This window comes from Microbacterium sp. UMB0228 (genome assembly GCF_002871415.1).
In the GTDB taxonomy this organism is placed as follows: domain Bacteria; phylum Actinomycetota; class Actinomycetes; order Actinomycetales; family Microbacteriaceae; genus Microbacterium.
This window is the reverse complement of sequence record NZ_PNFU01000005.1, coordinates 240,957-266,401: the sequence shown is the minus strand read 5'-3', so window position 1 is coordinate 266,401 and position 25,445 is coordinate 240,957. Positions and strand designations below refer to the sequence as shown.

The window sequence follows — 25,445 nt, the reverse complement described above, 5'->3', positions numbered from 1 at the left end:
GAAACCGGTTACAGTGGGTGCCCATGGCCACGATCTACGACGTCGCGCGGCGGGCCGGCGTCTCCCCGGCCACGGTCTCGCGCGTCTTCAACGGCACGAGCGTGTCGGAGGAGAAGGCGGCGGCGGTGCGGGCGGCGGCCGAGGAACTGCGCTTCACCCCGAACCGGACGGCGCGTACGCTGCGGACCCAGACCTCCGAAGTCATCGCCCTGGTGATCCCGGACATCGAGAACCCGTACTTCACCGAGATGGCGCGCGGCGTGGAGGATGCGGCGTCCGAAGCGGGGTATTCCGTCGTGCTGTGCAACTCCGACGCCCAGGCTGAGAAGGAGGCGACGTACCTCCGGATCGCGATCGCCGAGAACATGTCGGGCGTCATCATCGCGACGGCGGACGAGCACTCGGATCTGGGGCCGGTGCGGGCGACGGGACGGCCGGTCGTCGCGGTGGACCGTCGCACGGCCGCCGACATCGACGGTGTGGTCATGGCCAACCGGGAGGCGGGCGCCGCGGCGACGCAGAGCCTGCTCGACGCCGGGTATCGGCGCATCGCGTACATCGGTGGCCCCGCGCACATCGACACTGCGGCGGAGCGTGCGGAAGGCTGGCGGGAAGCGCTCTCGGTGATGGATTCCGATCATGACCTCTCCTCGCTCCAGCGCTTCGCCACGTTCCGCGTCGACGGCGGGCGCGCGGCCATGGAGGAGCTCCTCGCGCTGCCGGAGCCGCCGGACGCGGTGGTCGCCGGGAACAACCTCATCGGCGTCGGCGCGATCCAGGTCCTCACCGAGCGCGGACTCACCCCGCCGCAGCTCGGCGTCGCGGTGATCGGGTCGCTGCCCTTCACGACGCTGTCGCCGTCCGCCGTCACCGTGGTGAGGCTCCCCGCGCGCCTCATGGGTGTGACGGCGGCGCGGATGCTGCTGGATCGGATCAAGGGCGACGAGCAACCGGCCCGGACGATCGTCCTCTCCGGCGAGGTGCAGCGCGCGGCCGCGCGCGCCTGAACGGGGCGTCGCTACTGCGAGCGCCAGAATCGCGCCGCGAGGTTCGTCATCTCCTTGTCCAGATCGTCGACCTTCACCTCCAATCGATCGAGGCGGTGATCGAGGCCGTCGAGCCGCGCGGTCATCTCGCCACGGAGGCCGATCATCTCGCCACGCAATCCGATCATCGCTCCGTGCAGCGCACCCATCGCCGCGCGCAGCCCTCCGACCTCGCGCATCATCACTGCGTGCAGCGCCGCCAACGCCCCGTGGAGTCCGCTGACCTCGTTCGTCATATCGGTGCGGAGGCCCGCGGTCTCGGTGGTCATCTCGGTGCGGAGTCCGGAGATCTCGGTGGTCATCTCGGTGCGGAGGGCGCCGATCTCGGTGGTCATGTCGGTGCGGAGTCCGGAGATCTCGGTGGTCATGTCGGTGCGGAGGGTGCCGATCTCGGTGGTCATGTCGGTGCGGAGGGTGCCGATCTCGGTGGTCATCTCGGTGCGGAGGGTGCCGATCTCGGTGGTCATCTCGGTGCGGAGGGTGCCGATCTCGCCGGTCATCTCCCCACGCAGCCCGCCGATCTCCGCACGGAGCACGCGGCCGAACTGCGTCGTCATGAGGGTCATGCCGCCGAGCATCGTCGTGACGAAGATGCCGATCAGCGTCCATACCTGCGGGTCGTTCAAGGGCATGCCTCCAGTCTCGATCGGAGGGGTCAGGATGTCACGGTATTCCGGTGCTGAACCGGCGTTTTTCCGGCCGGAGGTGAAGATTGTGGAGACTCTCGATATGGGTCCTCGTGGTGCAGGAGCAGTCAGCTCCTTGCGTCTTGAAATCGATTTCGCGTAGCCTGGGTCCAGGCCTGCACGGCCCGTCGGGATCGAAGGAGAGACCATGCGCTGCACCCTCGGGGTGGACATCGGCACATCCAGCAGCAAGGGCGTCCTCGTGGACTCCGCCGGCACGATCCTCGCGACGGCGACCCGCGCGCACGACGTCTCCCGTCCGCAGTCCGGATGGGTCGAGATGGACGGCCGGATCTGGTGGGACGAGTTCGTCGAGCTGGCCACCGACCTTCTCGCCGCGGTCCCCGACGCAGAGGTCGTGGGCGTCGGCGTGAGCGGCATGGGCCCGTGCGTCCTGCTCGCCGACGAGGACGACGAGCCCGTGCGCCCCGCGATCCTCTACGGTGTGGACACCCGTTCCACCGCACAGATCGAGCGCATGACGGCGGAGCTGGGCGTCGCGGAGATCACCCGCGTGGGCGGCTCGACTCTCACCTCGCAGGCCGGTGGGCCCAAGATCGCGTGGGTCGCCGAGGAAGAGCCGGAGTCCTGGCAGCGCGCGCGGCGGCTCTACATGCCGGCCTCCTGGCTGGCCCGCAAGCTCACCGGCGCCTACGTCCTCGACCACCAGTCGGCCAGCCAGGTCTCGCCGCTGTACGACATCGAGGGCGAGCAGTGGCACCACCCCTGGTGGCAGCGGTTCGCCGGGACGATCGAACAGCCCCCGCTGCGCTGGGCCGGGGAGATCGCGGGCACCGTGACCGCCGCTGCGGCGGACCTGACCGGCCTGCCCGAGGGGACCCCGGTCATCACCGGCACGATCGACGCCTGGACCGAGGCGGTGAGCGTCGGCGCCCACGAGGTCGGCGACCTCATGCTGATGTACGGCACGACGATGTTCCTCGTCGCGACCGGGGAGCAGACCCTCCGCACGCCCTCGATGTGGACGACGGCCGGCGCCTTCGCGGGCACGCGCAACCTCGCCGGCGGGCTGTCCACATCCGGAGCGCTCACCGCGTGGCTGAAGGACCTCTCCGGCGCCGACTACCCGGCGCTGCTCGCCGAGGCGGAGGAGTCGGGTCCCGGCGCGAACGGCCTGCTGATGCTGCCGTACTTCGCCGGTGAGCGCACCCCGATCCAGGATCCCGATGCCCGCGGGGTCATCGCCGGGCTCACTCTCCGGCACACCCGAGGAGACCTCTATCGCGCGGCCCTCGAGGCCACCGCGCTGGGCGTGCGCCACAACGTCGAGACCATGCGAGCCGCCGGCGCCGACATCCGCCGCATCGTGGCGGTCGGCGGCGGCACGCAGGGACGGCTGTGGCTGCAGATCGTCTCGGACATCACCGGGCTCGTGCAGGAGGTGCCGCAGACGACGATCGGCGCGAGCTACGGCGCCGCCTTCCTCGCGGCGACCGCCACGGCCGCCGACGGTGCCGCGCCCGCGATCACCGACTGGAACCCCATCGCCGACACCGTCCGCCCGGACGAGGCGCTGCGTCCCTTCGCCGACGCCCTCTTCGATCGCTACGTGCGCCTGTACGACGGCTCGAAGGACGTCGTCCATGAACTCGCCGCCGCCCAGCGCGACGGATCCCCCGCCCCCTCGACCCCGGAGAACTCATGACCGCCTACACCCTGCCCACCCCGGCATCCCGTCCCACCGCTGCGCCGAAGACCGCGTACCTGATCGCCTCCGGTGACCTGCGCGAGTCGGCCAACACGGCCGGCTGGCCCACCCAGCTCGAGCTCGAGGCCGGGGTCACCGGCGTGCTGAACGACCTCGGCTGGACGGTCGTCCGCGCCAATGGGGTCGACCCGGAGACCGGTCACGGCTTCATCTCCAGCCAGCGCATGGGTCTCGAGGTGTTCAAGAACATTCCCGTCGACGCGCCGCTCATCGTCGCCGAGGCCGTCTGGCAGTACTCGCACCACGTGCTCGCGGGCCTCCGCACGCACGAGGGCCCGATCCTCACGGTGGCGAACTTCGCGGGCGACTGGCCCGGCCTCGTCGGCCTCCTCGGCCTCAACGCGGGCCTGACGAAGATGGACAAGCCATACGCGACGATCTGGTCGGTCGACTTCACCGACGACTGGTTCCGCGACGGCATCCGGGAGTGGACGGAGACCGGCGCCATCACGCACGATGCCTCCCACGTGCGTCCGCTCCCCGCACTGCCGGACAGCCCGGAGAAGCAGCTCGGCGAGGCGCTCGCCGCGGAGCTGCGCGCCGAGAAGGCCATCATCGGCGTCTTCGACGAGGGCTGCATGGGCATGTACAACGCCATCTTCGACGACGAGCTCCTCAACCAGACCGGCATCTACAAGGAGCGCCTGTCGCAGTCGGCTCTCTACGCGGAGATGCTGAACGTCACCGAGGAGGAGGCCGACGCCGCCTACGACTGGCTGATCGAGCGCGGCATGACCTTCCGCTACGGCGAGGACGCCGCGACCGAGCTCACCCGCGAGCAGGTGCAGTGGCAGCTGAAGATGTACATCGCCGCCCTCCGCATCGCCGACGACTTCGGCCTCGACGCCGTCGGCATCCAGTACCAGCAGGGCTTGAAGGATCTCGTTCCGGCGTCGGACCTGGCGGAGGGCATCCTGAACTCCACCGAGCGCCCGCCGGTGACCTCGCGCGACGGCTCCCGCGTGCTGCACGAGGGTCGCGCGTTCCCGCACTTCAACGAGGCCGACGAGGGCGTCGCCGTCGATGCGCTCGTGACCGACCGCGTCTGGCGGGCGATGGGGCTCGTCCCCGACAACACTCTCCACGACGTCCGTTGGGGCGAGGACTACGAGGGGCAGTTCGTGTGGGTGTACGAGATCTCCGGCTCGGTGCCGGCCTCCCACCTCGGCGGCTGGCAGAACGCGGAGGGGTGGCGCCAGGGTCACGTGTTCTTCCCCGCCGGCGGTGCCACGATCAACGGCGTCTCGAAGCCCGGCGAGGTCGTGCTCTCCCGGGTGTTCATCGCCGAGGGCGTCCTGCAGGCGGACATCTTCCGGGCGTCGGTCGTCGAGCTGCCGGCGGAGGAGACGCAGCGCCGGAAGGACGCCACGAACCCGGAGTGGCCGATCGCCCATGTGGTGCTGCACGGCATCTCGCGCGACCAGTTCATGGCGCGACACAAGGCGAACCACGCGCAGCTCGTCTACGCGCCCGACGCCGAGACCGCGGACAAGGCGCTGATCGCGAAGGCCGCGATGTTCGACGGCATGGGCATCAAGGTCAACCTCGTCGGCGACGTCTCGATCTGAGGCCGCGGCTCGTCACTGCGAGCGCCAGAATCGCGTCGCGAGGTTCGTGAGCTCCCTGTCAAGATCGTCGACCTTCGTCTCGATGCGTCCGAGCCGGGCGTCGAGGCCGTCGATCCGTGCGGAGAGGGTGCCGTCGATGCGGTCGATCCGTGCGGAGAGGGTTCCGTCGATGCGGTCCGCCTCCGCACGGATCACGCGGCTGAGCTGCGACGTCATGAGCGTCATGCCGCCGAGCATCACGGCGGCGAAGACGCCGATCAGAGTCCATACCTGCGGGTCGTCCACGGTCATGCCTCCAGTCTGAGTCCGGGGTCTCAGGCTGTCACGGTATTCCGCAGCGGCAGGACCGCGAACACGGCACCTGTGGGCGGGAGAAGCGGAACCGCGTGCGGTGCAGGAACACCGTTCACGCGGAGGGGCGGAGGTCGCTCGGCGGGGCGCTCAGCGCGCGCAGGGCGTAGAGGATCGTCGCGAGGTCGACGAGCTCCTGCACCAGCGCGCCGACGACCGCGGGGATGACGCCGGTCATCGCGACGACCATCAGCCCCACGCTCAGCCCGATCCCGATCCAGATCGCGGTGAGGGCGACGCGGAGGGTGTGCCGTCCGATCGCGACGGCGTCGACGACCTTGGCGAGCGAATCCACGAGGATGACGACGTCGGCGGCGTCCCCGGCGGCCGTCGCTCCCTTCGCGCCCATCGCGATGCCGATGTCGGCCGCTGCCAGCACCGGGGCGTCGTTCACGCCGTCGCCGACCATCAGCACGGGCCGTGGTTGCATCTCGGCGGCCAGACGCACCTTCTCGGGCGGCAGGAGTTCGGCGTGGATATCGTCGATCCCGACCTGCCGTCCGATCGACGCCGCGGTGGTCTCCACATCCCCGGTCAGCATCGCGAGCCGGTCGACCTCGTGCGTCCGCAGCCACGAGATCACGGCCGGCGCCTCCGGGCGGGCGGCATCGGCGAGGACCAGGACCCCCGCGAACCGTCCGTCCACGGCGACATAGGCGGCGGCCTGTCCCGGCGCGAGCTCCGCCCGTACGGTGTCCGGGGCGAGGGACGCCACATACGCCGGCTTGCCGACGACAACCGCGCGGCCGCCGATCGTCGCGGACACCCCGTTCGTCGCGGTCTCGCTCGCCTCCGTCGCCCCGTGCAGCGCCAGGCCTCGGGCGGCGGCGGCGCGGCGGATGCCGTCGGCGAGCACGTGCGAGGAGTACTGCTCGGCCGAGGCGGCGAGTCGCAGGATCTCATCCGCATCGAAGCCCTGTGCCGGACGCACGTCGACGAGCTCCGGCCTCCCCTGGGTGAGCGTCCCGGTCTTGTCGAACGCCGCGGAGCGCACGCGCGCGATCTGCTCGATCACCGCACCGCTCTTCATGATGACGCCCGACTTCGCCGCCCGGGAGAGTCCGCCGAGGAAGGCGACGGGGGCGGCGATCAGCAGGGGACAGGGCGTCGCCAGCACGAGCACTTCGGCGAACCGCGTGGCGTCGCCGGAGAGCGCCCAGGCCGTCCCCGCGAGCACGAGCGCGACGGCGGTGAACGGGATCGCGAACCGGTCGGCGAGGCGCACGATGGGCGCGTGGGAGGACTCGGCCTGGGCGACCAGGGCGACGATCTGCTGGTACTGGCTGTCGGCGCCGGTGCGGAGGGCGCGGAGGCGGATGGCCCGGCTGCCGTTGATCGCGCCAGACAGCACCTCGTCGCCCGCGCCGCGCGTCACGGGCAGGCTCTCGCCCGTGAGCGAGGATTCGTCGAACGACGCGCTGTCCGTGAGCAGTTCACCGTCCACGGGGATGATCTCCGCCGGGCGGACGAGAAGCACGTCGCCCACGGCCACGTCGTCGACCGGCGCCTCCCTCGCCGCGTCCGAGTCCGCGTCCTCGGGGTGTGTCAGCACATGGGCGCTGCGCGGCGAGCGATCCAGCAGGGCGGAGAGGTCGCGCTTGGCCCGGCGGCCCGCGAAGTCCTCCAGCGCCTCGCCCCCGGAGAGCATGAGGACGATGATGAGCGCTGCGATGTACTCGCCCACCGCGAGTGTCGCCACCATGGCGACGACGGCGAGGATGTCGAGTCCGACGTGGCCGCGGAGCACGTCGCGGACCATGCCGATGAGCGTCCACACGACCACCGCAGCCACGAAGATCGTCGCGACCCATCGGCCGATGGCCTCTTCGCCTGCGGCGTGGAGCGCCCCGACCACGGCGAAGACCAGGACCGTGAGCGTGATGACCGGATACCGCCAGAGGAGTCGGAGGGCGCGCATGCGTCCAGCATCGTCGGAATCGGTGCGCACCGCCAGCATGCCCTTCCGACACCTGTACTTAAGCGATATAGTCGGCCGCGAGTCGCGACGTCGCGACCCGATCTCGACAACGACGCCGAAGGAGAAGATCCCGTCATGAGTTCCTCACCCGCACGATCGTCCCGCCTGAGAAGAGGTATCGCGGCAGCAGCGGCGTTCGCCGCCGCCGGAGCCGCCGCCCTCGCCGCCTCGACCGCGGCGGTCGCCGATGCCGCCGCTGCCGACCCGAAGCTCGCCGTCTACGTCGAGGTGAACTCGAACGATTTAGCGAACGTCGCGGACTACACGCTCGCCGAGTCGGGCCGTCCCGCGGTCGATCTGGCCATGATCTTCGCCGCGAACATCAACTACGACGGGGAGCAGGCGGTCCTCCACCTCAACGACCGGGTCACCGAGACGCTGCAGGATGCGCAGAACCAGATCCGCCCGCTGCAGGCCCAGGGCACCAAGGTGCTGCTGTCGGTGCTCGGCAACCACCAGGGGGCCGGCTTCGCGAACTTCACGTCGTACGCGGATGCGGACGCCTTCGCCGCGCAGCTCGCCGACACCGTGACCGCCTACGGCCTCGACGGCATCGACTTCGACGACGAGTGGAGCAACTACGGGGCGAACGGCACCCCGCAGCCGAACCCGCAGTCCTTCGGCTGGCTGGCCTCCGCGTTGCGCGACCGGCTCGGGCCGGACAAGTTCATCACGCTGTATGCGATCGGCCCGTCCTACACGACCACGGACTTCGGCCTCTTCGACGCCGGCAGCGTGCTCGATCACGCCTGGAACCCGTACTACCCGACCTACGACGCTCCCACCGTGCCGGGCCTGGACGACCGGGGCCGGCTCGGCGCCGCGGCCATCGACCTCGCGAACACGAGTGCCTCGACGGCCGCCGACTTCGCTCGGCGCACGGTGGCTGACGGGTACGGCGTCTATGTCGCGTACAACCTCACCGCGACGAACCAGTCGGCCTACCTCTCCGGCATCACCGAGGCGCTGAAGGGCGAGGCGACCGTCTACCGCGCAGCGGCGCGGTGATTCAGTCCAGATCGAAGAGCTCGATCTGACGGAGCGTGACCTCGGCCTCCGCGCGGATGCGGACGGCCGAGGTCATGACCCGCGTCTCCACAGCGAACGGCGTCGTGCGATCGGGCGCCAGGTCTTCGAGGTGCGTCGTGGTGAGCGGGTGCCAGCGACCGTCGGCCCCCTCCACCTCCCCGCGCAGCACACCGGCCGCGACGGGCTCGCGGCTCGTGAGGGTGATGTCGGTGAGGCCGCGGGGTGAGGGGAATCGCCAGCCCACCCACGAGCCTTCCGGCAGCCGGACGCCCTCGTCACCCCGCGGGTCGCCGTCGTCGAACAGGCGCCGCGCCTCGCGGACATCCGCGGAGGCGACGGCCTCTCCCTCTCCGCCCGTGAGGTCGCGGTGCCACGGCTCCGCGTCGAGCGCGTCCTCCCCGCTCTCCAGCGCGCGCGCCGGGTCCGTGCCGAACACGAGCTCGAGCACCGCATCTCCCTGGAGTGCGTCGATCGGGAGGTCGGCGGTGGGCAGCGGGCGTCCGTCCAGGCGTGCCTCCTCCACCACGTGGGCTTCGGGGGAGCTCCGTCGCGAGCGGATGCGCAGCGACGAGCCGTCTCCGCGCGCGACCCGGATGTCGTCCGAGAGGGGCGATCCGATGCGCAGAGACCCCGCCGCGAGCTCCAGGGGATACAGGCCGAGCGCGGCCCAGAGCCACCAGGCGCTCATCTCTCCGTTGTCCTCGTCACCAGGGAATCCCTGGCCGATGTGCGCACCGGCGAAGAGACGGCGCGCGAGGCCGTGCACGAGGCGCGCGCTGTGCCACGGCCGGTCGCTGAAGGCGTACATGAAGGGGATGTGGTGGGCCGGCTGATTCGACAGGGCGCACATGCCCGACCGCTGAGCGCGGGCTTCGCGCTGCTCGTGGATGACCGTGCCGTACGCGCCGCCGAAGCGCTCGTCGGCGGTCTCCGGCTCCGCGAAGAGGGCGTCGAGGTGCCGGCCGAGTCCGGTCCGCCCGCCGTGCAGCGCCGCGAGTCCCGGCCCGTCGTGCACCGTGCCGACCGACGTGCCCCAGGCGTTGGTCTCGACGTTGTCGCCACCCCAGACCCGGGGATCGAAGTCCGGAGCGAACGAGCCGTCCGCCGCGCGACCGCGGAAGAATCCGGACGCCGGGTCGAAGAGCACGCGCGCCGCGCGGGAGCGATTCGCGAAGTACCGCGCGAAGGCCCGATAGCGCGCGGCCTGGTCCGCCGCCGTCGCCGATGCCGCGAGTCGGGCGGCGAACCGGCCGAGGGCGGCGTCGCTCACGGCGTTCTCGATGCTCCAGCTCATCCCCTCCGGCACGTCGGACGGGATGAAGCCGAGGAAGCGCCCGCGGCGGATGCCCTTGCGACCCCGTCGCGGATCGGGTCCCGGCTCGCACGCGTGGCGCCACCCGCTCGCGAACGCCGTCTCCCGGTCGAAGGGCACGTCCCAACGCGCGGCGTCGGCGTAGATCTGGTCGCTGGAGGTGCCGACCATGCTGTCGACGTACCCGGGGGCGCTCCAGCGGGCCATCCAGCCGCCGCGGCGATACTGGGCGAGCTGCCCGTCCAGCAGGCGTCCGGCCAGCGCGGGGTCGAGGAGCGCGAGCGCGGGCCACTCGGTGCGGTACGTGTCCCAGTAGCCGTTGTTGACGACGAGCTCGCCCTCCGCGACCGGCGCTCCCGTGGCGGTCTCTCCGAAGACGGTCCGGGGCGCGAACACGTCGGCGAACCGCCATTCCGGCGCGTCCGCGGTGCCTGCGTTCTCCGCCGCCGTGTTCGGATACAGGTGCATCCGGTGGAGTGCGGCGGCGATCCGGGCGCGCTGCTCCTCGTCGGCCAGGCCGCGGAACGGACGCTCGGCATCGAGGAGCGGGGGGATCGTCACGCGCCCGAGCAGGCGGTTCCACGCATCGGCGGCACGAGCGCGGAGCTCGTCGAAGGGGACGGCGGGAGGGGCCTCGAGGGTCAGGCTGTGCCGAGCCTGCGCGACGGAGAGGAACGAGACCCCGACCCGCACCTCGACAGCGCCCCCGGCGCGGACGAAGCCCGCGACCCTGGCACGCCCGTCGTCGTCCAGGGCGCCGCAAGCGACGTCCGAGGCGCTGGGCACGGTGCCGGCGAAGTAGCAGCGCGGCGCGTTCCCCCAGTCCTCGGACCCCTCGGGGATCCAGCCCTCGAAGCCGGCGTCGGTGAAGGTGAGTCGGCCGTCGTCCGTGAGCTGGTCGATCACGAACCCCACGGCGGCGTGCGGGTCGTCGCACCGCACGCGGAACGCGGCGGCATGCGAGGTCGCGGTCATCTCGACCTGCAGCCCGTCGCCGAGGTTCGCGGCGTACTCGTGCGGGCGGGCCCGCTCGCTCTCGGGGACGATCCAGCGACGCCGGGCCGCCCTGTCCGACGTCGGCGTCCCCCGGAACGGCATGAGCTGGAGCACCGAGCGATCGCCGATCCACGGGCTGGGCTGGTGCGAGAACTGCAGGGCTTCGAGACGCCGCCCCGGGGGATCGTCATGCACGAACGGGCGATAGGGCCAGCGCGGATCCGTCGCGTCGGTCGCGGGCGTGACGAAGGTGAAGCCGTGCGGCACGGCGACCGCCGGGATCGTGTTCCCGCGGGAGAAGCGGGGGCCGGAGTGGGAGCCGCGCCGGGTGTCGACCCGCTCGACGGGCGGGAGATCGCCGGGGCCAGGGCGCTCCTCGACGCGGACCTGGACGAAGCCGCTGACCTCGGTGGACCCATCCGGCGCGGTCGCGAGATCGGCGGTACCGAAGACGAGCTCGACCGTGCCCGTGCCGGTGCCCCCCGCGACGGCGAGGGGCGCGAGGGCGACGCTGTCGGCGTTCCACTGCTCGGGCATGCTCCACCGGGCGGCGAACTGCCCCTCGGCCGTGAGCGGGAAGTCGTAGCGGTCGCGGACGGCGGCGATGTCGCTCAGCCGGCTGCCGTCGGGGGTCCGGACGTCGACGGCGACCGCGAGCGCGGCCCAGGGGGCGAGGGTCGCGGCGGGGCCGTCGGCGTAGAACGCCCAGTGCAGCACGGTGTCCGGGGTGAGGGCGATGCCGTCGAGGCCGGGGACATCGATCCGCTGCGCGCCGTGGGAGGGGTCGAACGTGTACGCGAAGACGACTCCGGGGAGCACTCCGGCGTGCGGGCGCGACGACGGAGGATCCGCGGGACCGGAGGCCGGGCGGAGCAGCGGCGCGTTCACCCCTTCAGCGCACCCTCCTGCACGCCCTTGAAGAAGAAGCGCTGCGTGAACGAGAACATGATGACGATGGGCACGAGCGCGATCATGGTGCCGGCGGCGATGAGTCGGGGGTCGACCGAGAAGCTGCTGTTGAGGTAGGCCATGCCGACGGTCAGGGTGTATTTCGCCGGGTCGGAGAGCACGATGAGCGGCCAGAGGTAGTCGTCCCACGCGCCGATGAACGCGAAGATCGCCACCACCGAGACCATGCCGCGGATGTTTGGCCACACGATGTGGCGGATGCGCTGCCACGTGGTCGCACCGTCGACGGTGGCCGCGTCCAGCACGTCCTTCGGGATCATCCGGCACGCGGTGGCGACGAGCAGCACGTTCATGGCGCTGATCGCTCCGGGGAGGAAGACGCCCCACAGGGTGTCGGCGAGACCGAGCGCGCGGATGGTGAGGAAGTTGCTGGTGACCGTGACCTCGCCGGGGAACAGCAGTGTGGACAGCAGGATGCCCATGACGATCCACTTCCCGCGGAAGCGCATGCAGCCCAGGGCGTAGCCGGCGAACGTGGCCAGGATCACGTTGCTGAGCACGGTGCCGAGCGAGACGAGCAGCGAGTGCCAGGCGTAGAGGTAGACGGGGACGATGTCGGCGACCCTCGTGTAGTTCTGCAGCGTCGGATCGCGGGGGATGAGCTCGGGCGGGAAGGAGTAGATGTTCTCCTGCGGTCCCTTGAACGAGGTGGAGAGCTGCCAGACGAAGGGGCCGATGACGAGGAACAGGACGAACAGCAGCAGCGCGTACCGGCCGATGAGTCCGCCGAGCGTGGGCTTGCTGAAGTCGCCGGAGCCGCGGCGGCGGAAGATGCGCTCGCGGCCGGGCCGCGGTGCCTCCTCCGCGGGCGGAGTGCTCTCCACCGGGGGTGTCGTCAGAGTCGTCATGCGGAGACCTTCGCCTTCTTCTCGCGGTTCATGAACGCGATCGCCGCGAGCGGCACGAGCGTGAGGAGGAACAGCGCCACGCTGATCGCGGACGCGTAGCCGATGTTGCCGTTCAGGCCCGAGCCCACCTGGCGGATGAGCATCACGAGCGACATGTCGTAGCCGCCGGGGCCGCCCGTGCTCTTGGAGAGCACGTCGAGCTCGGCGAACACGCGCATGGCGGACACCGCGATCAGCACCGCGATGAGGAGCATCGCCCCGCGCACGGACGGGATCGTGACGGAGAGGAAGCGGCGGAAGGAGCTCGCACCGTCGAGCATGGCGGCCTCGTGCAGCTCCTTGCCCACGTTCCCCAGGGCGGCGAGGTACACCACCATGTAGTACCCGAGTCCCTTCCACACCGTGAGCAGGATCGCGCAGCCGAGCAGTAACCAACGGTCGACGAGGAAGGCCATCGGCTGATCGATGAGGCCGAGGAACTCCAGGGTCTGGTTGATGATGCCCCGGCTGTCGAACAGCCAGGTCCAGATGAGGGCGACCACGACGACCGAGGCGATGACGGGGAAGTAGAACGTGGTGCGGAAGAACGAGATGCCGGGGAGCTTCTTCTGCACGAGGAGAGCGAGGAGCAGCGGGAGGATCGTGAGCAGCGGCACGCACACGACCACGTAGATGAGGCAGGTGGTCAGCGCGTTCCAGAACATCTCGTCGCCGAACATGCGCTCGTAGTTCGCGCCGCCGACGAACTCCGGGGTCCGCAGGGGCCGCGCGTCCGTGAAGCTGAGGACGACGGTGTTCAGGAACGGCCAGAGCGCGAACACCAGCACCCAGATCACGGCGGGGGCGAGGAGCAGCCACGGGGTGAACCACTTGTGGGATCTCATCGTCGACCTCCGCTGCCGGGTGCCGGTGTCCGCGCGCACGCTCACTGGTCCACGCGGTTCGCGTTGGCGTACTCGACGATCTTGTCGAGCTGCGTCTTGGCGTCGGCCTCGCCGTTCACGGCCAGGGCGATCTGCTGGGTCATGTAGGTGGCCATGTCCGAGGTCCACTGGAACGGCAGCGCCTTGGCGTCCTTCATCGCGCCGAACACGGTGTCGATCGCGGCGAGCTGCTTCTCGTCCGTGACGGAGGAGGCGATGTTCTCGACCACCTGGTCGCCGCCGTCGGCCGTGCCCGGGGCGGTGCCGACCGCGAGGGAGGAGAACGCGACCTGGTTCTCCTCGTTCGTCGCGAACTCGGCGAACGCGAGTGCGGCTTCCTTGTTGTCGGAGTCGGCGGAGACGTTGAGGCCCTGCACGTAGAGCGGGGCGACACCGAGGCGCGGGGTGGCGACGGTGTTCTCCAGCAGTGCCGGGGCGTCCTTCTGCAGATCGGTTGTGAAGCCGGTGCCGCCGGTCGTGAAGGCGACCTTCTCCTGGATGTACGCCTCCGCGTTCCCGCCGTAGTCGCCGGTCAGTGCCTCGGCGGGCATCGCTCCCGCCGCGTAGGCGTCGGCGTACTGCTCGATGATCGCGGCGGCCTCGTCGGTGTTGAAGTCGAACTCGCCCTCGTCGTTGATGACCTCCATGCCGGCGGCGGTGAAGGTGTCGAGCGCCGGGATCGAGGAGAGGAGCTGGACCTTGCCGCCGGACTCCGTGGCGACGTCCTTCGCGAGCGTGAGCAGCTCGTCGACCGTCGTCGGGAGGTTCTCCTCGGTGACGCCGTACGGGGCGAGCTGGGCGAGGTTCCACCAGGACGCGTCGCTGGAGAGGTACCACGGCAGACCGTAGGTGCCCTCGACGCCGGGGTACTGGCTGTACGCGTCCCAGGCGCCGGCGTTGTACGCCGCCTTCAGGTCCGGATCCGCGGTGTCCAGGTCGACGAGCTTCCCCGCCGCGACGAGGGGGTAGGCGATGTCCGGCGGCAGGTTGAGCACGTCGGGCAGCGTGTCGGCGTTCGCCTGGCTCAGGATCTTCTCCTGGTAGCCGTCGCCGGGCTGGTCGAGCCACTCGACGGTCACGTCCGGGTGCTCTTCCTCGAAGGCGGCGATGAGGTCTTCGAAGTACGGGGTGAACTTCTCGTTCTTCAGCGACCAGGTCTGGAACTGGATGGTTCCGCTGAGCTCACCGGAGGTGTCGATGGGGCCGGCGCCGTCCGAGGCGGCGCCGCCTCCGGTGCAGCTCACGAGCGCCAGGGCGCCGATCGTGAAGGTTGCCAGAGCGACAATGCGTGCGGGAACTTTCATCGTGCTTCTTCCTCGAGGCGGGCGAATCGGCGCGGTCCGACGGAGGGACTACAGCGCTTTAGCAGATGAAACCATCGGATCCGGTCGGTGTCAAGACATCCCTATCGAGGCTGATGCTCAAGCGTTATAGTGGTGCGACATGTCCTCGCGGGAGGGCACGGTCCGAAAGGTGCACACATGACGCAGCGCGGCGCTCTCGACGCCCCACTTCGCTTCGGGGCGAACTACACGCCGTCGACGGACTGGATGCACTCCTGGCTCGACTTCACCCCGGACGACGTGCGCCGCGACTTCGCGGCCCTCGCCGCGCTCGGCCTCGACCACGTGCGCGTGTTCCCGCTCTGGACCGTCCTGCAGCCGAACCGCACCCTGATCCGGGCGAAGGCGATCGACGACGTGCGCGCCATGGTGGACATCGCCGCCGAGTTCGGGCTGGACACGAGCGTCGATGTCATCCAGGGGCATCTGTCGAGCTTCGACTTCGTCCCGTCCTGGCTGTACACCTGGCACGACCGGAACATGTTCACCGATCCGAGCGCCCTGGACGGCCAGGCGCAGCTCGTGGAGCGGCTGGCCGGCGCGCTGCGGGACGCCCCGAACTTCCTCGGGCTCACGCTCGGCAACGAGACGAACCAGTTCTCCGCGCACACCCATCCCTCGCCGTGGCCGGTCACGACGGATGAGGCCGGCGGGTGGATCGAGGCCCTGCTCGCCGCAGCGGACCGGGGTGCTCCCGGGCTGCCGCACGTGCACAGCGAGTACGACGCGGTCTGGTACATGGACGATCACGGGTTCACGCCGGCGCATGCCTCCCGGCTCGGCGCGATGACGACCATCCACTCCTGGATCTTCAACGGCACCGCCCAGCGCTATGGCGGGCGCTCCGTCGCGGCGGACCGTCATGCCGAGTACCTCATCGAGCTCTCCCGCGCCTTCGCGACGGATCCCGCCCGGCCCATCTGGCTGCAGGAGGTGGGTGCCCCCTCGAACTGTCTCGACGAGAGCGAGATGCCCGGGTTCCTCGAGGCCACCGTGCGCTCGGCTCTCCGCACCGAGAACCTCTGGGGTGTGACCTGGTGGTGCTCGCACGACGTGAGCCGGGAGCTCGCCGACTTCCCGGAGCTGGAGTACTCCCTCGGGCTGATCGACCAGGAGGGTGCGGCGAAGCCCCTCGGCCGCCGGTTCGCGGAGCTCATCCCCGAGCTGCGCACCCGCGCCGCGGCTCCGGCTCGTCCGACGGCGATCGTCGTGGACGTCGATGAGCAGGAGGTGCCGGTGAGCCGAGCGGCGCTGAGCCCCGGCGGCGCGGTCTTCCAGGCCTGGGTCGACGCGTGCGCCGCCGGCGACGACCCCGCGCTGGTGACCTCCCGCACCGCACAGGACCCCGCGGCGTTGGAGGCACGCGGCATCCACCGTCTCATCCACCCCGCCCCGTCCGCCTCCGACGTGACGCGCTACGCCTCCGTCAACACCGTCGTCTGAGTCTCTCCCCCGTCTGAGTCGCCGAGACCCCGGGTTGTCGTCGAGACCCCGGGGTGCGTGCATCGTAAGCCCGGGGTGTCGGCGGGGAGGCGGGGTCTCAGCGGGGCGGAGGCGCGGTGCTCTCGCGAGCGGTGAGCACCGGGGTCGGCCCCTGGACGCTCGGCAGCGTGGTGCCGGCCTCGATCTGCTGCAGCAGGAGCGTGGCCGCCTGCTCGCCGAGCTCGAACGTGTCGCGGGTCATCGCGGTGATCGACGGATTGATGAGACCCGCGATGACGGAGTCGTCGAACGACGCGAGGGAGACGTCGCGGGGAACGGCTCTGCCCATCTCCTGCGCCACGCGGAGGCCGGCGACGGCCATCACGTCGTTGTCGTAGACGATCGCGGTCGGGCGCTGCCGGCCGGAGAGCAGCGCGCGCGTGACGGCGGAGGCGCGGGCGGGGGAGAAGTCCGTCGTGATGACCTCGCCGGCGATGCCGTCCGCCGCCATCCGCTCCAGCACCTCGGCGCGCAGGCGGGTGTGCTCCAGTTCGGCCGGACCGGCGACGTAGGCGATGCGCGTGTGACCGAGGGCGGCGAGGTAGGAGAACAGGGTCTCCGCGACGGTGTCGTCGCCGATCCACACGCTGGGCACCGCGCCGTCCGGGGAGGGCTTCGAGCCGATCATGACGGCGCGCGCGTCCAGGGCCGTGATGCGCGCGCCGCGCGGGTCGTCGTCGCGCGGGTCGATGAGGATGATGCCGTCGACCTGATTCGACGACCGCCACTGCCGATGCACCTCCATCTCCTCGTCGATGTCGGCGACGAGGCGGAGCTGCAGACCGACCTTGCTCTCGGAGAGCCGGGACTCGATGCCGGCGATGAGGTCGGTGAAGAAGGCCTCGGAGCCGAGGGAGCGCGCCGGGCGGGCGAGGGCGAATCCGACCGCGTTGGCCCGGGCGCCGACGAGGGCGCGCGCGGCGGAGCTCGGCTGCCAGTGATGCTCCTCGATGATCGAGAGGATGCGCTGCCGCGTCTCCTCGCTCACACCGGGACGACCATTGAGGGCGAACGAGACGGCGCCGGGGGAGACGCCGGCCATGCGCGCGATATCCGCGATGGTCACGCGTTTCCCCGGGGTCATAGGCATCACCCTACTTGATCGGTTTAGCCTCTCGAAAGCAGGTGAGAACGTGCCGTAGACTCCCGTGCTAGATCGTTTTAGTAACACGCGCATCGAACCCCATCCCTCACCGTCGAGCCCGGAGAACCCCACCATGCATGACGACACCTCGCTCACCGTCGGCCGCGTCAAGCGGGTCCTCGACGAGCGCATCCGCCCCGCGATCCACTCGGCCGCGGTTCCCCTCACGGTCGAGGCGCACCAGCTCCCCGGAGAGCCCATCGCCCCGGCGGAGGGCCTGGCGCTCTCGTTCGCCCCGGCCGCGGTCGGCGAGCTGTGGGGCCCGGCCTGGGGGACGACGTGGTTCAAGCTCGCCGGTCGGGTGCCCGCGGAATGGGCGGGCCGCCGGGTCGAGGCGCTCATCGACCTGGGCTTCGACGTGAACATGACGGGGTTCCAGTGCGAGGCCCTCGCGTACCGCCCCGACGGCACGCCGATCAAGAGCATCAACCCGCGCAACCAGTGGGTCCCGATCGCCGAGAGCGCCGCGGGTGACGAGGCCGTCGAGCTCTACCTGGAGGGCGCGTCCAACCCTGTCCTCCTCGACTACCACCCCTTCCTGCCGACCCAGGAGGGCGACATCCTCACCTCCTCGAAGGAGCCGTTGTATCGGCTGCGGCGCCTCGACCTCGCGGTGTTCGAGCCCGAGGTGTTCGATCTGTCCCTCGACCTCGAGGTGCTGTTCGAGCTGCAGGCGGAGCTGCCTGCCACGTCACCGCGCCGCATGCGCATCCTGCAGGCCCTGGACGACGCGCTCGACGTGCTCGACCTGCAGCACATCGTGGAGACCGCCGCCGACGCGCGAGCCAGGCTCGCGGACGTGCTCGCGGCTCCGGCCGAGGCGAGTGCGCACCGGATCTCGGCCGTCGGCCACGCGCACATCGACTCGGCCTGGCTGTGGCCGGTGCGCGAGACGATCCGCAAGGTCGCGCGCACCACCTCGTCCATGACCGCGCTCATCGAGGAGCAGCCCGACTTCCAGTACGGCATGTCGAGCGCGCAGCAGTACGCCTGGATCAAGGAGCACCGCCCCGAGGTGTGGGAGCGGGTCAAGGCCGCCGTCGCCGCGGGGCGCTTCCTGCCGCTGGGCGGCATGTGGGTGGAGTCCGACACCGTGATGCCGACGGGTGAGTCGCTCGTGCGGCAGTTCTCGCACGGCCAGCGGTTCTTCGAGCGGGAGTTCGGCATCCGGTCGAAGGGCGTGTGGCTGCCGGACAGCTTCGGCTACTCGCCGGCCCTGCCGCAGCTGATGCGCCGTGCCGGGTTCGAGTGGTTCTTCACGCAGAAGATCTCCTGGAACCAGCAGAACGTGTTCCCGCACCACTCCTTCCTCTGGGAGGGCATCGACGGCTCGCAGGTGTTCACGCACTTCCCGTCGATGGACACCTACAACTCGCAGCTCAGTGGGATGGAGGTCGCGAAGGCCTCGCGGCAGTTCAAGGAGAACCGTCTCAGCTCGCGGTCGATCGCCCCGGTCGGCTGGGGTGACGGCGGCGGCGGCACGACGCGCGAGATGACCGGCAAGGCCGAGCGGCTGCGCGACCTCGAGGGCAGTGCGCAGGTGGTGTGGGAGCACCCGGACGTGTTCTTCGACGCCGCCAAGGCCGAGCTGCCGAACCCCGCCGTGTGGGTCGGCGAGCTCTACCTCGAGCTGCACCGCGGCACGCTCACCAGCCAGCACGCCACGAAGGCTCTGCACCGCTGGGCCGAGCACGCGCTCGTGGAGGCCGAGCTGTGGGCGGCGACCGACGCCGTGCGCACCGGCGCCGCGTATCCGCAGGCCGAGCTCGACCGACTCTGGCAGGCCGTGCTGCTGCACGAGTTCCACGACATCCTGCCCGGCACCTCGATCGCGTGGGTGCACCGCGAGGCGGTCGCCGTGCTGTCCGACGTGCTGTCGGATGCGCGCGACATCGCCGACGCTGCACGTCGGTCGCTCGCCGGCGAGGGCGACCGCGAGCTGCGGTTCGAGCCGACCTCGGTGGGTCGGGGGCGCGCACTGGGCGCCTCGTGGGTCCCTGAACCCGTCGAAGGGCCGGTCTCACTCGTCGAGGACGCTTCGGCAGGCTCAGCGACCCACCCGGGGTGGCGCCTGGAGAATGAACTCGTGTCCGTGCTCGTCTCGGGCGAGGGCCTGATTGTCTCCGCCGTCGACAAGGCCACGGGACGGGAGACGGTCGCGCCCGGCAGGGCCGCGAACCTGTTCCAGCTGCACCAGGACTTCCCGAACATGTGGGACGCCTGGGACATCGACCGGTACTACCGCAACAGCGTCGACGACCTCACGGCGGTCTCCTCCATCGAGGCATCCCTCGTGGACGGTGTCGCGCAGATCGTCGTCGTGCGTGCGTTCTCGGAGTCGACGATCACGCAGACCATCCTCCTCGCGCCCGACTCGCGCACGGTGCTGCTGCGCAACGAGGTCGACTGGCACGAGACCGAGAAGCTGCTCAAGCTCGCGTTCCCGCTCGACATCCAGGCGTCGCACACCGAAGCCGAGACGCAGTTCGGCTACCAGGCACGCGTCACCCACACGAACACCAGCTGGGAGGCGGCGAAGTTCGAGACCTCGATGCACCGCTTCGTGCTGGTGCGGGAGCAGGACTTCGGCGCCGCCCTCGTGAACGACTCGATCTACGGGTACGACACGACGCGCGAGGTCGGCGAGGACGGGGTCACCACGACCGTGCGGCTCTCCCTGCTGCGGGCGCCGCGCTTCCCCGACCCGGACACCGACCACGGGCTCCATGAGATCGAGGTCGGCTTCGTGATCGGTGCCGACGCCGCGATCGCGACGGCCGCGGGCATCCGCCTCAACAGCCTGCCCACGGTGATCCGCGGGACGCGCGAGGTCGAGCCGCTGGTGGAGGTGTCGGGCGAAGGGATCGTCGTCTCGGCCGTGAAGCTCGCCGACGACGGCTCCGGCGATGTCATCGTGCGTGTGTACGAGGCGCTCGGGCGCCGGGCGGTCGGCGAGCTCTCCGTCGGCTTCGAGCACCGCGAGGTGCGCGAGGTGAGCCTGATCGAGGACGAGATCGAGGCGCCCCGTCTCGGCGGCGCCCTCCACCTCCGCCCCTTCGAGGTGCGCACGCTCCGCATCGCACGCTGAGCCCCCGGCCTCCTCGCGCCGGGTTCTCTGTGCCGGATCAGAAACGCGCCTCCCCGCCTTTCGGGAGGCGCGTTTCTCATCCCGCCGGGCGGGATCGGTGTCAGGCGGGCGGGAGGCGGAGGACGTCGGGCGACTCGCCGCCGGTGAGGTCGTCGGCGACGCGGAGGCTGCGGGCCAGTTCGTCGAGCGCGCCGATGAGCGTGCCGAAGCGTTCGCGGTCGCTGCAGACGGCGGTCAGGGTCACCAGGTGCGTACCGGTGTCCCAGGTGTAGGTCGCGAAAGGCGGCGCCGAAGGTGAGGGCGGGGTCGGGACCACGAGCTTCTCGCCGACGCCGAGCCGGGTCGGGAAGGAGGTCGTGTCGTCGTACTCCATCGGCATCGACGCGCGGGCGATCCGGATGTCGGGGGTCAGCGCCTGCACGGTCGCCATCGCCACGACGAGGTCGGGCTCCGCCTTCCACGTCCACGCGAGGACCCGGCCGTCGGCCTTCTTCATGAGCATCGGCGCGGCCTGGCTCATCGCCCAGGCTCCGAACCGCGAGCCGGGGCGTTCCGTCGCGCCGACCGCGGCGTTCACCTGGCCGAGCAGCATCCGGATCGCGGCCTTGCGATGCCGGCGTCCCCTCCACCCGAGCGAGTCCGTCACGGGGATCCACAGCTGGGGGTCGGCGTCGGCGTGCAGTCGCATGGCTTCACGGTATCGGCCGAGGCTGAAGGATGGCGGTATGGCTCGGCGTCGGGGACAGGGCCCTCGGGTAGAGTTGCCACCGCCCGACCAGGGCTTCTCCTTGGCCGCCACCCCGTTAGGCATCTCTGTGACCTCCTCCGACGATCCGATCGATGCGTCGCGCGACGCCACCGCCGTGCAGCCCCGTCCGTTGAAGATCCTCCTCGGGTGCGACACGTTCGCCCCCGACATCAACGGCGCCGCCCGGTTCGCCGAGCGTCTCGCCGCCGGACTCGTGCAGCGCGGCCACGAGGTGCATGTCGTGGCCCCCAACCAGGCCTACCGTCGCACCGCACCCCGCACCGAGGTCATCGAGGGGGAGCCGATGACGCTCCACCGCCTGCCCTCCGTGCGGTGGGCCCCGCATGACTGGCTGCGCTTCGTGTGGCCGTGGCGCTCCAAGCACTACGCCCGGAAGGTGCTCGACGCCGTGCAGCCCGACGTCGTGCACATCCAGTCCCACATCGTGATCGGGCGTGGACTCGCCCGCATCGCGAAGCAGCGCGGCATCCCGGTCATCGCGACGAACCACGTCATGGCCGAGAACATCCTCGACCACACGACCATGCCGAAGTTCGTCGACGACCTGGTGCTCAAGTTCGCCTGGGCCGACGCGAAGCGCACCTTCGACCTGACCCGGGCGATCACCACGCCCACGCGTCGGGCCGCCGACTTCCTGGAGAAGACGGTCGAGGTGCACGGCGTCATCCCGGTGAGCTGCGGCATCGACCGCTCCCAGTACACCCCGGTCATCGCCCCGCGCGAGGAGAACCGGCTCGTGTTCGTGGGCCGGCTGACGGCGGAGAAGCAGGTCGAGGTCATCCTCAAGGCCATGACCAAGCTCGACCCGGCACTGAACACGACGTTCGACATCGTCGGCGGCGGAGACCAGCGCAAGCAGCTCGAGCACCTGACGGCGCAGCTCGGCCTGTCCGATCGCGTGACCTTCCACGGGCGGACCACCGACGAGGAGCTGCGGGCGCTGCTGTCCCGTGCGAGCCTCTTCGTCATCGCGTCGATCGCCGAGCTGCAGTCCATCGCGACGATGGAGGCCATGGCATCGGCACTGCCGATCGTCGCCGCAGACGCCGTCGCCCTTCCGCATCTCGTGCACGACGGTGAGAACGGGCACCTCTTCACGCCGGGAGACGTCGACGACCTCGCCGCGAAGCTCACCGCCGTGCTGACCGCCTCCCCCGGCGAGTACGAGCGGATGCAGAAGGCGTCCCTCGACGGCGTGGCCATCCACGACATCAACCGCACGCTCGACACCTTCGAGGCGCTGTACCGCGACGAGCCGCTGCCCGAGTGACGCGGATGCACGTCGTCTTCTTCGCCGATCAGCACCTCGACTCCCTCGGCGGGGCGCAGGTGTCGATGCGGCTGCAGCGGACGTTCCTGGAGCGTGCCGGGCACACCGTGACGGTCGTCGCGCCCCGTATGCACGCACAGCGTGACGACGCTGCACTGTCGGAGGGGAACGTCGACCTCCCGTCGCTGCCGATCACGCTCGACCGGGAGTACGCGATGACCTGGCCGGGGCGGGCGACCGACCGCGTCCTCGACCGGGCGATGGCGCACCGTCCGCCCGTCGATCTCGTCCACGTGCAGGCCGACTTCTGGGGCGCCTTCATCGGGCACCGCTTCGCCGCCCGCCACGGGATCCCGGTCGTGCACACGATGCACAACCGCGTCGATGTCGGGCTCGCCGCGGTCACCCCGCTGCACCGGCCCGTGCTCGCCGTGCTCAACCTGTGGCGCCGCGCCGCCCTCCGCGGCATCGGTGTGCCGGTCGGTGGCAGCGACGGGTGGTCGTACCTCCGGGGTCTCGCGGCGGGCGCCGCCGCCGTCACGGCCCCGTCCGGGCACTTCGCGCGACGCCTGGAGCAGAACGGCGTCGCCCGCGTCGTCGACGTCGTGTGGAACGGCATCGACGATGACGTCCGTGCGCAGACCCTCGCAGCGGCACCCGCGGAACGGACGCCGGGGCGCCCGCGCTTCGTCTGGCTCGGGCGGATGAGTCCGGAGAAGCGCCTGCTCCCGTTCCTCCAGGCCTGGGTTGACGCGGGCATCGACGCCGAGCTCGAGGTGATCGGCGGCGGCGGACAGCGCGCCGCGGCCGAACGCATCGTCGCGGGGCGTGCGGACGTGCGGTTCGCCGGTCGCCTCTCCTATGTGCAGACCCTGGAGCGGATCGCCGCCGCCGATGCGCTCGTGCAGACGTCCATCGGGTTCGAGACCCAGGGCATGACGCCGTTCGAGGCGGCCACCCTCGGCACGCCCTCCGTCGTGTGCGACCCCGACATCGCCGCGGAACTCCAGGGCGGGCTCTGGGCGGTGCCGACGACGGACCAGACCGCCCGCGGGCGAACCGTCGAGGCGCGACGGATCGACGCGCTCGCCGCGACGCTGCGGCAGGCGGCCGCGGACATCGCGGACGGGACCGCGCCGCAGCCGGTGCCCGCCGTGGCGGACGCCTTCCGGCAGTCGTCGCGGACGGCCGCCATGATCGAGGTCTACGAGCGGGTGCTCCCGCGATCCTGAGCGGTCAGAGGAACCCGTAGAAGTTCGACGAGAGCCAGCTCAACACGATCGTCAGCAGGCCGGCGCCGGAGATGCCGACGGCGATTCCGGCGAGCAGCCGCGGCCCCGGTCGACGTGCCGCGATGAGGCCGAGCACGAGCGCCGCCCCGTAGCCGAGGAAGGTGAGGATGCCCGATGCCCCCTCGATCAGGCCGATCATGCTGTAGGTCCGGTTCGGCATGTAGACGAAGGGCCGCGCCAGGATCAGGAATAGATCGATCGCCAGCGTCACGAGCGCGACGGTGAACGCGGCGCGGCTGAGGCCGTCGCCGGGTGCGCGCGGGGTCGGGGTGCCGTAGGGCGGGATGCCGGTGGATCCGGGGGCGAAACCGGGTGCGGTCGGTGACGGCTGCGGGCTCGCCGTGGGGAAGGCCTGCGGGGGCGCGGTCGGGAACACGTGGCCGCCGCCGGGAGCGGGTGCGTACGGTGCCCCCGGGGCGGGGGCCTGGGCGCCGGGGTACTGCGGCTCCGCCGGGAGCGACGGAGGGGGCGGGGCGGCCGGGTCGCCGGCGCCGTCGCGCGAGGGGTGTCCGGGCTGCTGCGGGTCGCTCATGCCCCCGAGCGTAGCCCTCCTCGCGGACGGTCGGGAGGTCAGCGATAGACGTGTCCGGGGTCGGCCTGCGACAGGGCGTCCAGTCCGGCGACGCGGCTCCAGTCGGTGGGAGTGCGACGGTAGCCGTCCCGACGCAGTTCGACGAACGTGGCGACGAGCGCCCAGATGGCGAGGGCGAGGAGGAGGATGAGGAGTAGCATGGCAGAAAAGCTACGCTCGGTGTGATGCTGCCACGAGTGGCGGATCGGGCACTGTGCGGAGGAAAACTGCCATTCCGGGAGATGTGATGAAGACCGTCGCGTGTGTGGTGCAGGACGGCTTCGCGCCGTTCGAGTTCGGGGTCGCCTGCGAGGCGTTCGGCCTCGACCGGTCGGCCGACGGGGTGCCGAACTTCGATTTCCGCATCGTCGCCCCGCGGCCCGGGGTCGTGCGCTCCAAGATCGGCTTCTCCATCAACGTGGAGCACGATCTGTCCTTCGCCGCGGAGGCCGACCTCGTCGTGTTCTGCCCGGTGCCGCGCGAGGTCTGGGGTGACATCGACCCGCTCCTCGTCGACCTGGCCCGCGAGGCCGTGGCGCGCGGAGCGTGGGTCATGAGCGTCTGCAGCGGCTCGTTCATCCTCGCCGCGGCCGGGGTCCTGGACGGACGGCGGGCCACGACGCACTGGATGTACGCCCATACGATGGCCGACATGTACCCCGCCGTCGACATCGATCCGGACGTGCTCTTCGTCCAGGACGGCCGCATCATCACGAGTGCGGGCACCGCTGCCGGCATCGACGCCTGCCTGCACCTGCTGCGACAGGAGCTCGGGGCGGAGATCACCAACCGGATCGCGCGTCGGATGGTGGTGCCGCCGCAACGGGACGGTGGTCAGGCGCAGTTCATCGATCGCCCCATCCCGGTCGCGCCCACGGATTCGCTCGCCGTGGTGGCCGACTGGGCGATGGAGAACCTCCGCGAAGACCTGACGGTGGACCAGCTCGCGGCCCGGGCGCTGATGTCGCCGCGGACCTTCGCGCGCCGCTTCAAGGCCGAGTACGGGGCGACCCCTGCCGCGTGGCTCGGCCGGCAGCGGATCATCCAGGCC

The 25,445-nt window shown here is 70.8% G+C and carries 20 protein-coding genes; 9 read left to right on the top strand and 11 right to left on the bottom strand.

Annotated features, from left to right (window positions below):
* Window positions 1-23 precede the first annotated feature (23 nt).
* Window positions 24-1,007: a LacI family DNA-binding transcriptional regulator gene (locus CJ226_RS13480; RefSeq protein ID WP_102209481.1), complete on the top strand. Its 984-nt coding sequence runs from the start codon at window positions 24-26 to the stop codon at window positions 1,005-1,007.
* An 11-nt stretch (window positions 1,008-1,018) separates the two neighbouring features.
* Here the strand turns inward: CJ226_RS13480 and CJ226_RS13475 are convergent, their stop codons facing one another.
* On the bottom strand, window positions 1,019-1,678 hold the full coding sequence (locus tag CJ226_RS13475; RefSeq protein ID WP_102209480.1) for a hypothetical protein: 660 nt from the start codon (window positions 1,676-1,678) through the stop codon (window positions 1,019-1,021).
* A gap of 202 nt (window positions 1,679-1,880) precedes the next feature.
* Here CJ226_RS13475 and CJ226_RS13470 point away from each other — a divergent pair, with 202 nt between their 5' ends.
* Entirely contained in the window at window positions 1,881-3,398 is a 1,518-nt protein-coding gene (locus CJ226_RS13470; protein ID WP_102209479.1) for an FGGY-family carbohydrate kinase, read from the top strand.
* Window positions 3,395-5,029, top strand: a complete 1,635-nt coding sequence (locus tag CJ226_RS13465; protein ID WP_062636130.1) for a fucose isomerase — start codon at window positions 3,395-3,397, stop codon at window positions 5,027-5,029. The genes CJ226_RS13470 and CJ226_RS13465 overlap by 4 nt, the downstream gene beginning before the upstream one ends.
* A 12-nt stretch (window positions 5,030-5,041) precedes the next feature.
* Here the strand turns inward: CJ226_RS13465 and CJ226_RS13460 are convergent, their stop codons facing one another.
* Both CJ226_RS13460 and CJ226_RS13455 read right to left on the bottom strand, forming a co-directional pair.
* A complete protein-coding gene (locus CJ226_RS13460; protein WP_062636129.1) occupies window positions 5,042-5,320 on the bottom strand; it encodes a hypothetical protein in 279 nt (92 codons plus the stop codon).
* 115 nt (window positions 5,321-5,435) lie between these two features.
* Window positions 5,436-7,298 carry a heavy metal translocating P-type ATPase gene (locus tag CJ226_RS13455; protein WP_102209528.1) on the bottom strand — a complete coding sequence of 621 codons (1,863 nt, stop codon included), beginning with the start codon at window positions 7,296-7,298 and terminating at the stop codon, window positions 5,436-5,438.
* Window positions 7,299-7,433: 135 nt separating this feature from the next.
* On the opposite strand from CJ226_RS13455, the gene CJ226_RS13450 reads away from it, so the two are divergent.
* Window positions 7,434-8,366 carry an endo-beta-N-acetylglucosaminidase H gene (locus CJ226_RS13450; RefSeq protein ID WP_102209478.1) on the top strand — a complete coding sequence of 311 codons (933 nt, stop codon included), beginning with the start codon at window positions 7,434-7,436 and terminating at the stop codon, window positions 8,364-8,366.
* Between the two features lies 1 nt (window position 8,367).
* On the opposite strand, the gene CJ226_RS13445 is transcribed toward CJ226_RS13450, so the two are convergent.
* The 4 genes from CJ226_RS13445 to CJ226_RS13430 are packed head-to-tail and all read right to left on the bottom strand — an operon-like array spanning window position 8,368 to window position 14,739.
* Window positions 8,368-11,583, bottom strand: a complete 3,216-nt coding sequence (locus CJ226_RS13445; protein WP_102209477.1) for a GH92 family glycosyl hydrolase — start codon at window positions 11,581-11,583, stop codon at window positions 8,368-8,370.
* Complete coding sequence (locus CJ226_RS13440) at window positions 11,580-12,512, bottom strand: carbohydrate ABC transporter permease (RefSeq protein WP_085605062.1); 933 nt, start codon at window positions 12,510-12,512, stop codon at window positions 11,580-11,582. The genes CJ226_RS13445 and CJ226_RS13440 overlap by 4 nt, the downstream gene beginning before the upstream one ends.
* The gene (locus CJ226_RS13435) at window positions 12,509-13,396 is read right to left on the bottom strand and encodes a carbohydrate ABC transporter permease (protein ID WP_025102636.1); all 888 of its coding nucleotides are present in this window, start codon (window positions 13,394-13,396) and stop codon (window positions 12,509-12,511) included. Before CJ226_RS13435 ends, CJ226_RS13440 begins: the two co-directional genes overlap by 4 nt.
* Before the next feature lie 41 nt (window positions 13,397-13,437).
* Window positions 13,438-14,739, bottom strand: coding sequence for an ABC transporter substrate-binding protein (locus CJ226_RS13430; RefSeq protein WP_102209476.1), 1,302 nt, complete (start codon window positions 14,737-14,739; stop codon window positions 13,438-13,440).
* 177 nt (window positions 14,740-14,916) lie between these two features.
* Between CJ226_RS13430 and CJ226_RS13425 the strand changes: the two genes are divergently transcribed.
* Entirely contained in the window at window positions 14,917-16,221 is a 1,305-nt protein-coding gene (locus CJ226_RS13425; RefSeq protein ID WP_102209475.1) for a glycosyl hydrolase, read from the top strand.
* A gap of 97 nt (window positions 16,222-16,318) precedes the next feature.
* Here CJ226_RS13425 and CJ226_RS13420 read toward each other — a convergent pair whose 3' ends face one another.
* Window positions 16,319-17,344: a LacI family DNA-binding transcriptional regulator gene (locus CJ226_RS13420; protein WP_025102633.1), complete on the bottom strand. Its 1,026-nt coding sequence runs from the start codon at window positions 17,342-17,344 to the stop codon at window positions 16,319-16,321.
* 133 nt (window positions 17,345-17,477) lie between these two features.
* Here CJ226_RS13420 and CJ226_RS13415 point away from each other — a divergent pair, with 133 nt between their 5' ends.
* Window positions 17,478-20,492, top strand: a complete 3,015-nt coding sequence (locus CJ226_RS13415) for a glycoside hydrolase family 38 C-terminal domain-containing protein (protein WP_102209474.1) — start codon at window positions 17,478-17,480, stop codon at window positions 20,490-20,492.
* A gap of 100 nt (window positions 20,493-20,592) precedes the next feature.
* On the opposite strand, the gene CJ226_RS13410 is transcribed toward CJ226_RS13415, so the two are convergent.
* Window positions 20,593-21,180, bottom strand: coding sequence for a hypothetical protein (locus tag CJ226_RS13410; protein ID WP_062636114.1), 588 nt, complete (start codon window positions 21,178-21,180; stop codon window positions 20,593-20,595).
* Between the two features lie 121 nt (window positions 21,181-21,301).
* On the opposite strand from CJ226_RS13410, the gene CJ226_RS13405 reads away from it, so the two are divergent.
* Both CJ226_RS13405 and CJ226_RS13400 read left to right on the top strand, forming a co-directional pair.
* On the top strand, window positions 21,302-22,531 hold the full coding sequence (locus tag CJ226_RS13405) for a glycosyltransferase (protein WP_102209527.1): 1,230 nt from the start codon (window positions 21,302-21,304) through the stop codon (window positions 22,529-22,531).
* A 5-nt stretch (window positions 22,532-22,536) separates the two neighbouring features.
* Window positions 22,537-23,763, top strand: coding sequence for a glycosyltransferase (locus tag CJ226_RS13400; protein WP_102209526.1), 1,227 nt, complete (start codon window positions 22,537-22,539; stop codon window positions 23,761-23,763).
* 4 nt (window positions 23,764-23,767) lie between these two features.
* On the opposite strand, the gene CJ226_RS13395 is transcribed toward CJ226_RS13400, so the two are convergent.
* Together CJ226_RS13395 and CJ226_RS18155 are read right to left on the bottom strand one after the other, a co-directional pair.
* Window positions 23,768-24,355 carry a hypothetical protein gene (locus CJ226_RS13395; RefSeq protein WP_180964603.1) on the bottom strand — a complete coding sequence of 196 codons (588 nt, stop codon included), beginning with the start codon at window positions 24,353-24,355 and terminating at the stop codon, window positions 23,768-23,770.
* 38 nt (window positions 24,356-24,393) lie between these two features.
* Entirely contained in the window at window positions 24,394-24,555 is a 162-nt protein-coding gene (locus CJ226_RS18155) for a hypothetical protein (RefSeq protein ID WP_180964602.1), read from the bottom strand.
* A gap of 86 nt (window positions 24,556-24,641) precedes the next feature.
* Here CJ226_RS18155 and CJ226_RS13385 point away from each other — a divergent pair.
* The coding region (locus CJ226_RS13385; RefSeq protein WP_102209472.1) for a GlxA family transcriptional regulator at window positions 24,642-25,445 on the top strand (804 nt) is incomplete at its 3' end.

Bases quoted from the DNA above. Each gene is read 5' to 3' on its own strand.
- CJ226_RS13480 (WP_102209481.1), top strand. From the start codon at position 24: ATGGCCACGATCTACGACGTCGCGCGGCGGGCCGGCGTCTCCCCGGCC.
- CJ226_RS13475 (WP_102209480.1), bottom strand. From the start codon at position 1,678: ATGCCCTTGAACGACCCGCAGGTATGGACGCTGATCGGCATCTTCGTC.
- CJ226_RS13470 (WP_102209479.1), top strand. From the start codon at position 1,881: ATGCGCTGCACCCTCGGGGTGGACATCGGCACATCCAGCAGCAAGGGC.
- CJ226_RS13465 (WP_062636130.1), top strand. From the start codon at position 3,395: ATGACCGCCTACACCCTGCCCACCCCGGCATCCCGTCCCACCGCTGCG.
- CJ226_RS13460 (WP_062636129.1), bottom strand. From the start codon at position 5,320: ATGACCGTGGACGACCCGCAGGTATGGACTCTGATCGGCGTCTTCGCC.
- CJ226_RS13455 (WP_102209528.1), bottom strand. From the start codon at position 7,298: ATGCGCGCCCTCCGACTCCTCTGGCGGTATCCGGTCATCACGCTCACG.
- CJ226_RS13450 (WP_102209478.1), top strand. From the start codon at position 7,434: ATGAGTTCCTCACCCGCACGATCGTCCCGCCTGAGAAGAGGTATCGCG.
- CJ226_RS13440 (WP_085605062.1), bottom strand. From the start codon at position 12,512: ATGACGACTCTGACGACACCCCCGGTGGAGAGCACTCCGCCCGCGGAG.
- CJ226_RS13435 (WP_025102636.1), bottom strand. From the start codon at position 13,396: ATGAGATCCCACAAGTGGTTCACCCCGTGGCTGCTCCTCGCCCCCGCC.
- CJ226_RS13430 (WP_102209476.1), bottom strand. From the start codon at position 14,739: ATGAAAGTTCCCGCACGCATTGTCGCTCTGGCAACCTTCACGATCGGC.
- CJ226_RS13425 (WP_102209475.1), top strand. From the start codon at position 14,917: ATGACGCAGCGCGGCGCTCTCGACGCCCCACTTCGCTTCGGGGCGAAC.
- CJ226_RS13420 (WP_025102633.1), bottom strand. From the start codon at position 17,344: ATGACCCCGGGGAAACGCGTGACCATCGCGGATATCGCGCGCATGGCC.
- CJ226_RS13415 (WP_102209474.1), top strand. From the start codon at position 17,478: ATGCATGACGACACCTCGCTCACCGTCGGCCGCGTCAAGCGGGTCCTC.
- CJ226_RS13410 (WP_062636114.1), bottom strand. From the start codon at position 21,180: ATGCGACTGCACGCCGACGCCGACCCCCAGCTGTGGATCCCCGTGACG.
- CJ226_RS13400 (WP_102209526.1), top strand. From the start codon at position 22,537: ATGCACGTCGTCTTCTTCGCCGATCAGCACCTCGACTCCCTCGGCGGG.
- CJ226_RS13395 (WP_180964603.1), bottom strand. From the start codon at position 24,355: ATGAGCGACCCGCAGCAGCCCGGACACCCCTCGCGCGACGGCGCCGGC.
- CJ226_RS18155 (WP_180964602.1), bottom strand. From the start codon at position 24,555: ATGCTACTCCTCATCCTCCTCCTCGCCCTCGCCATCTGGGCGCTCGTC.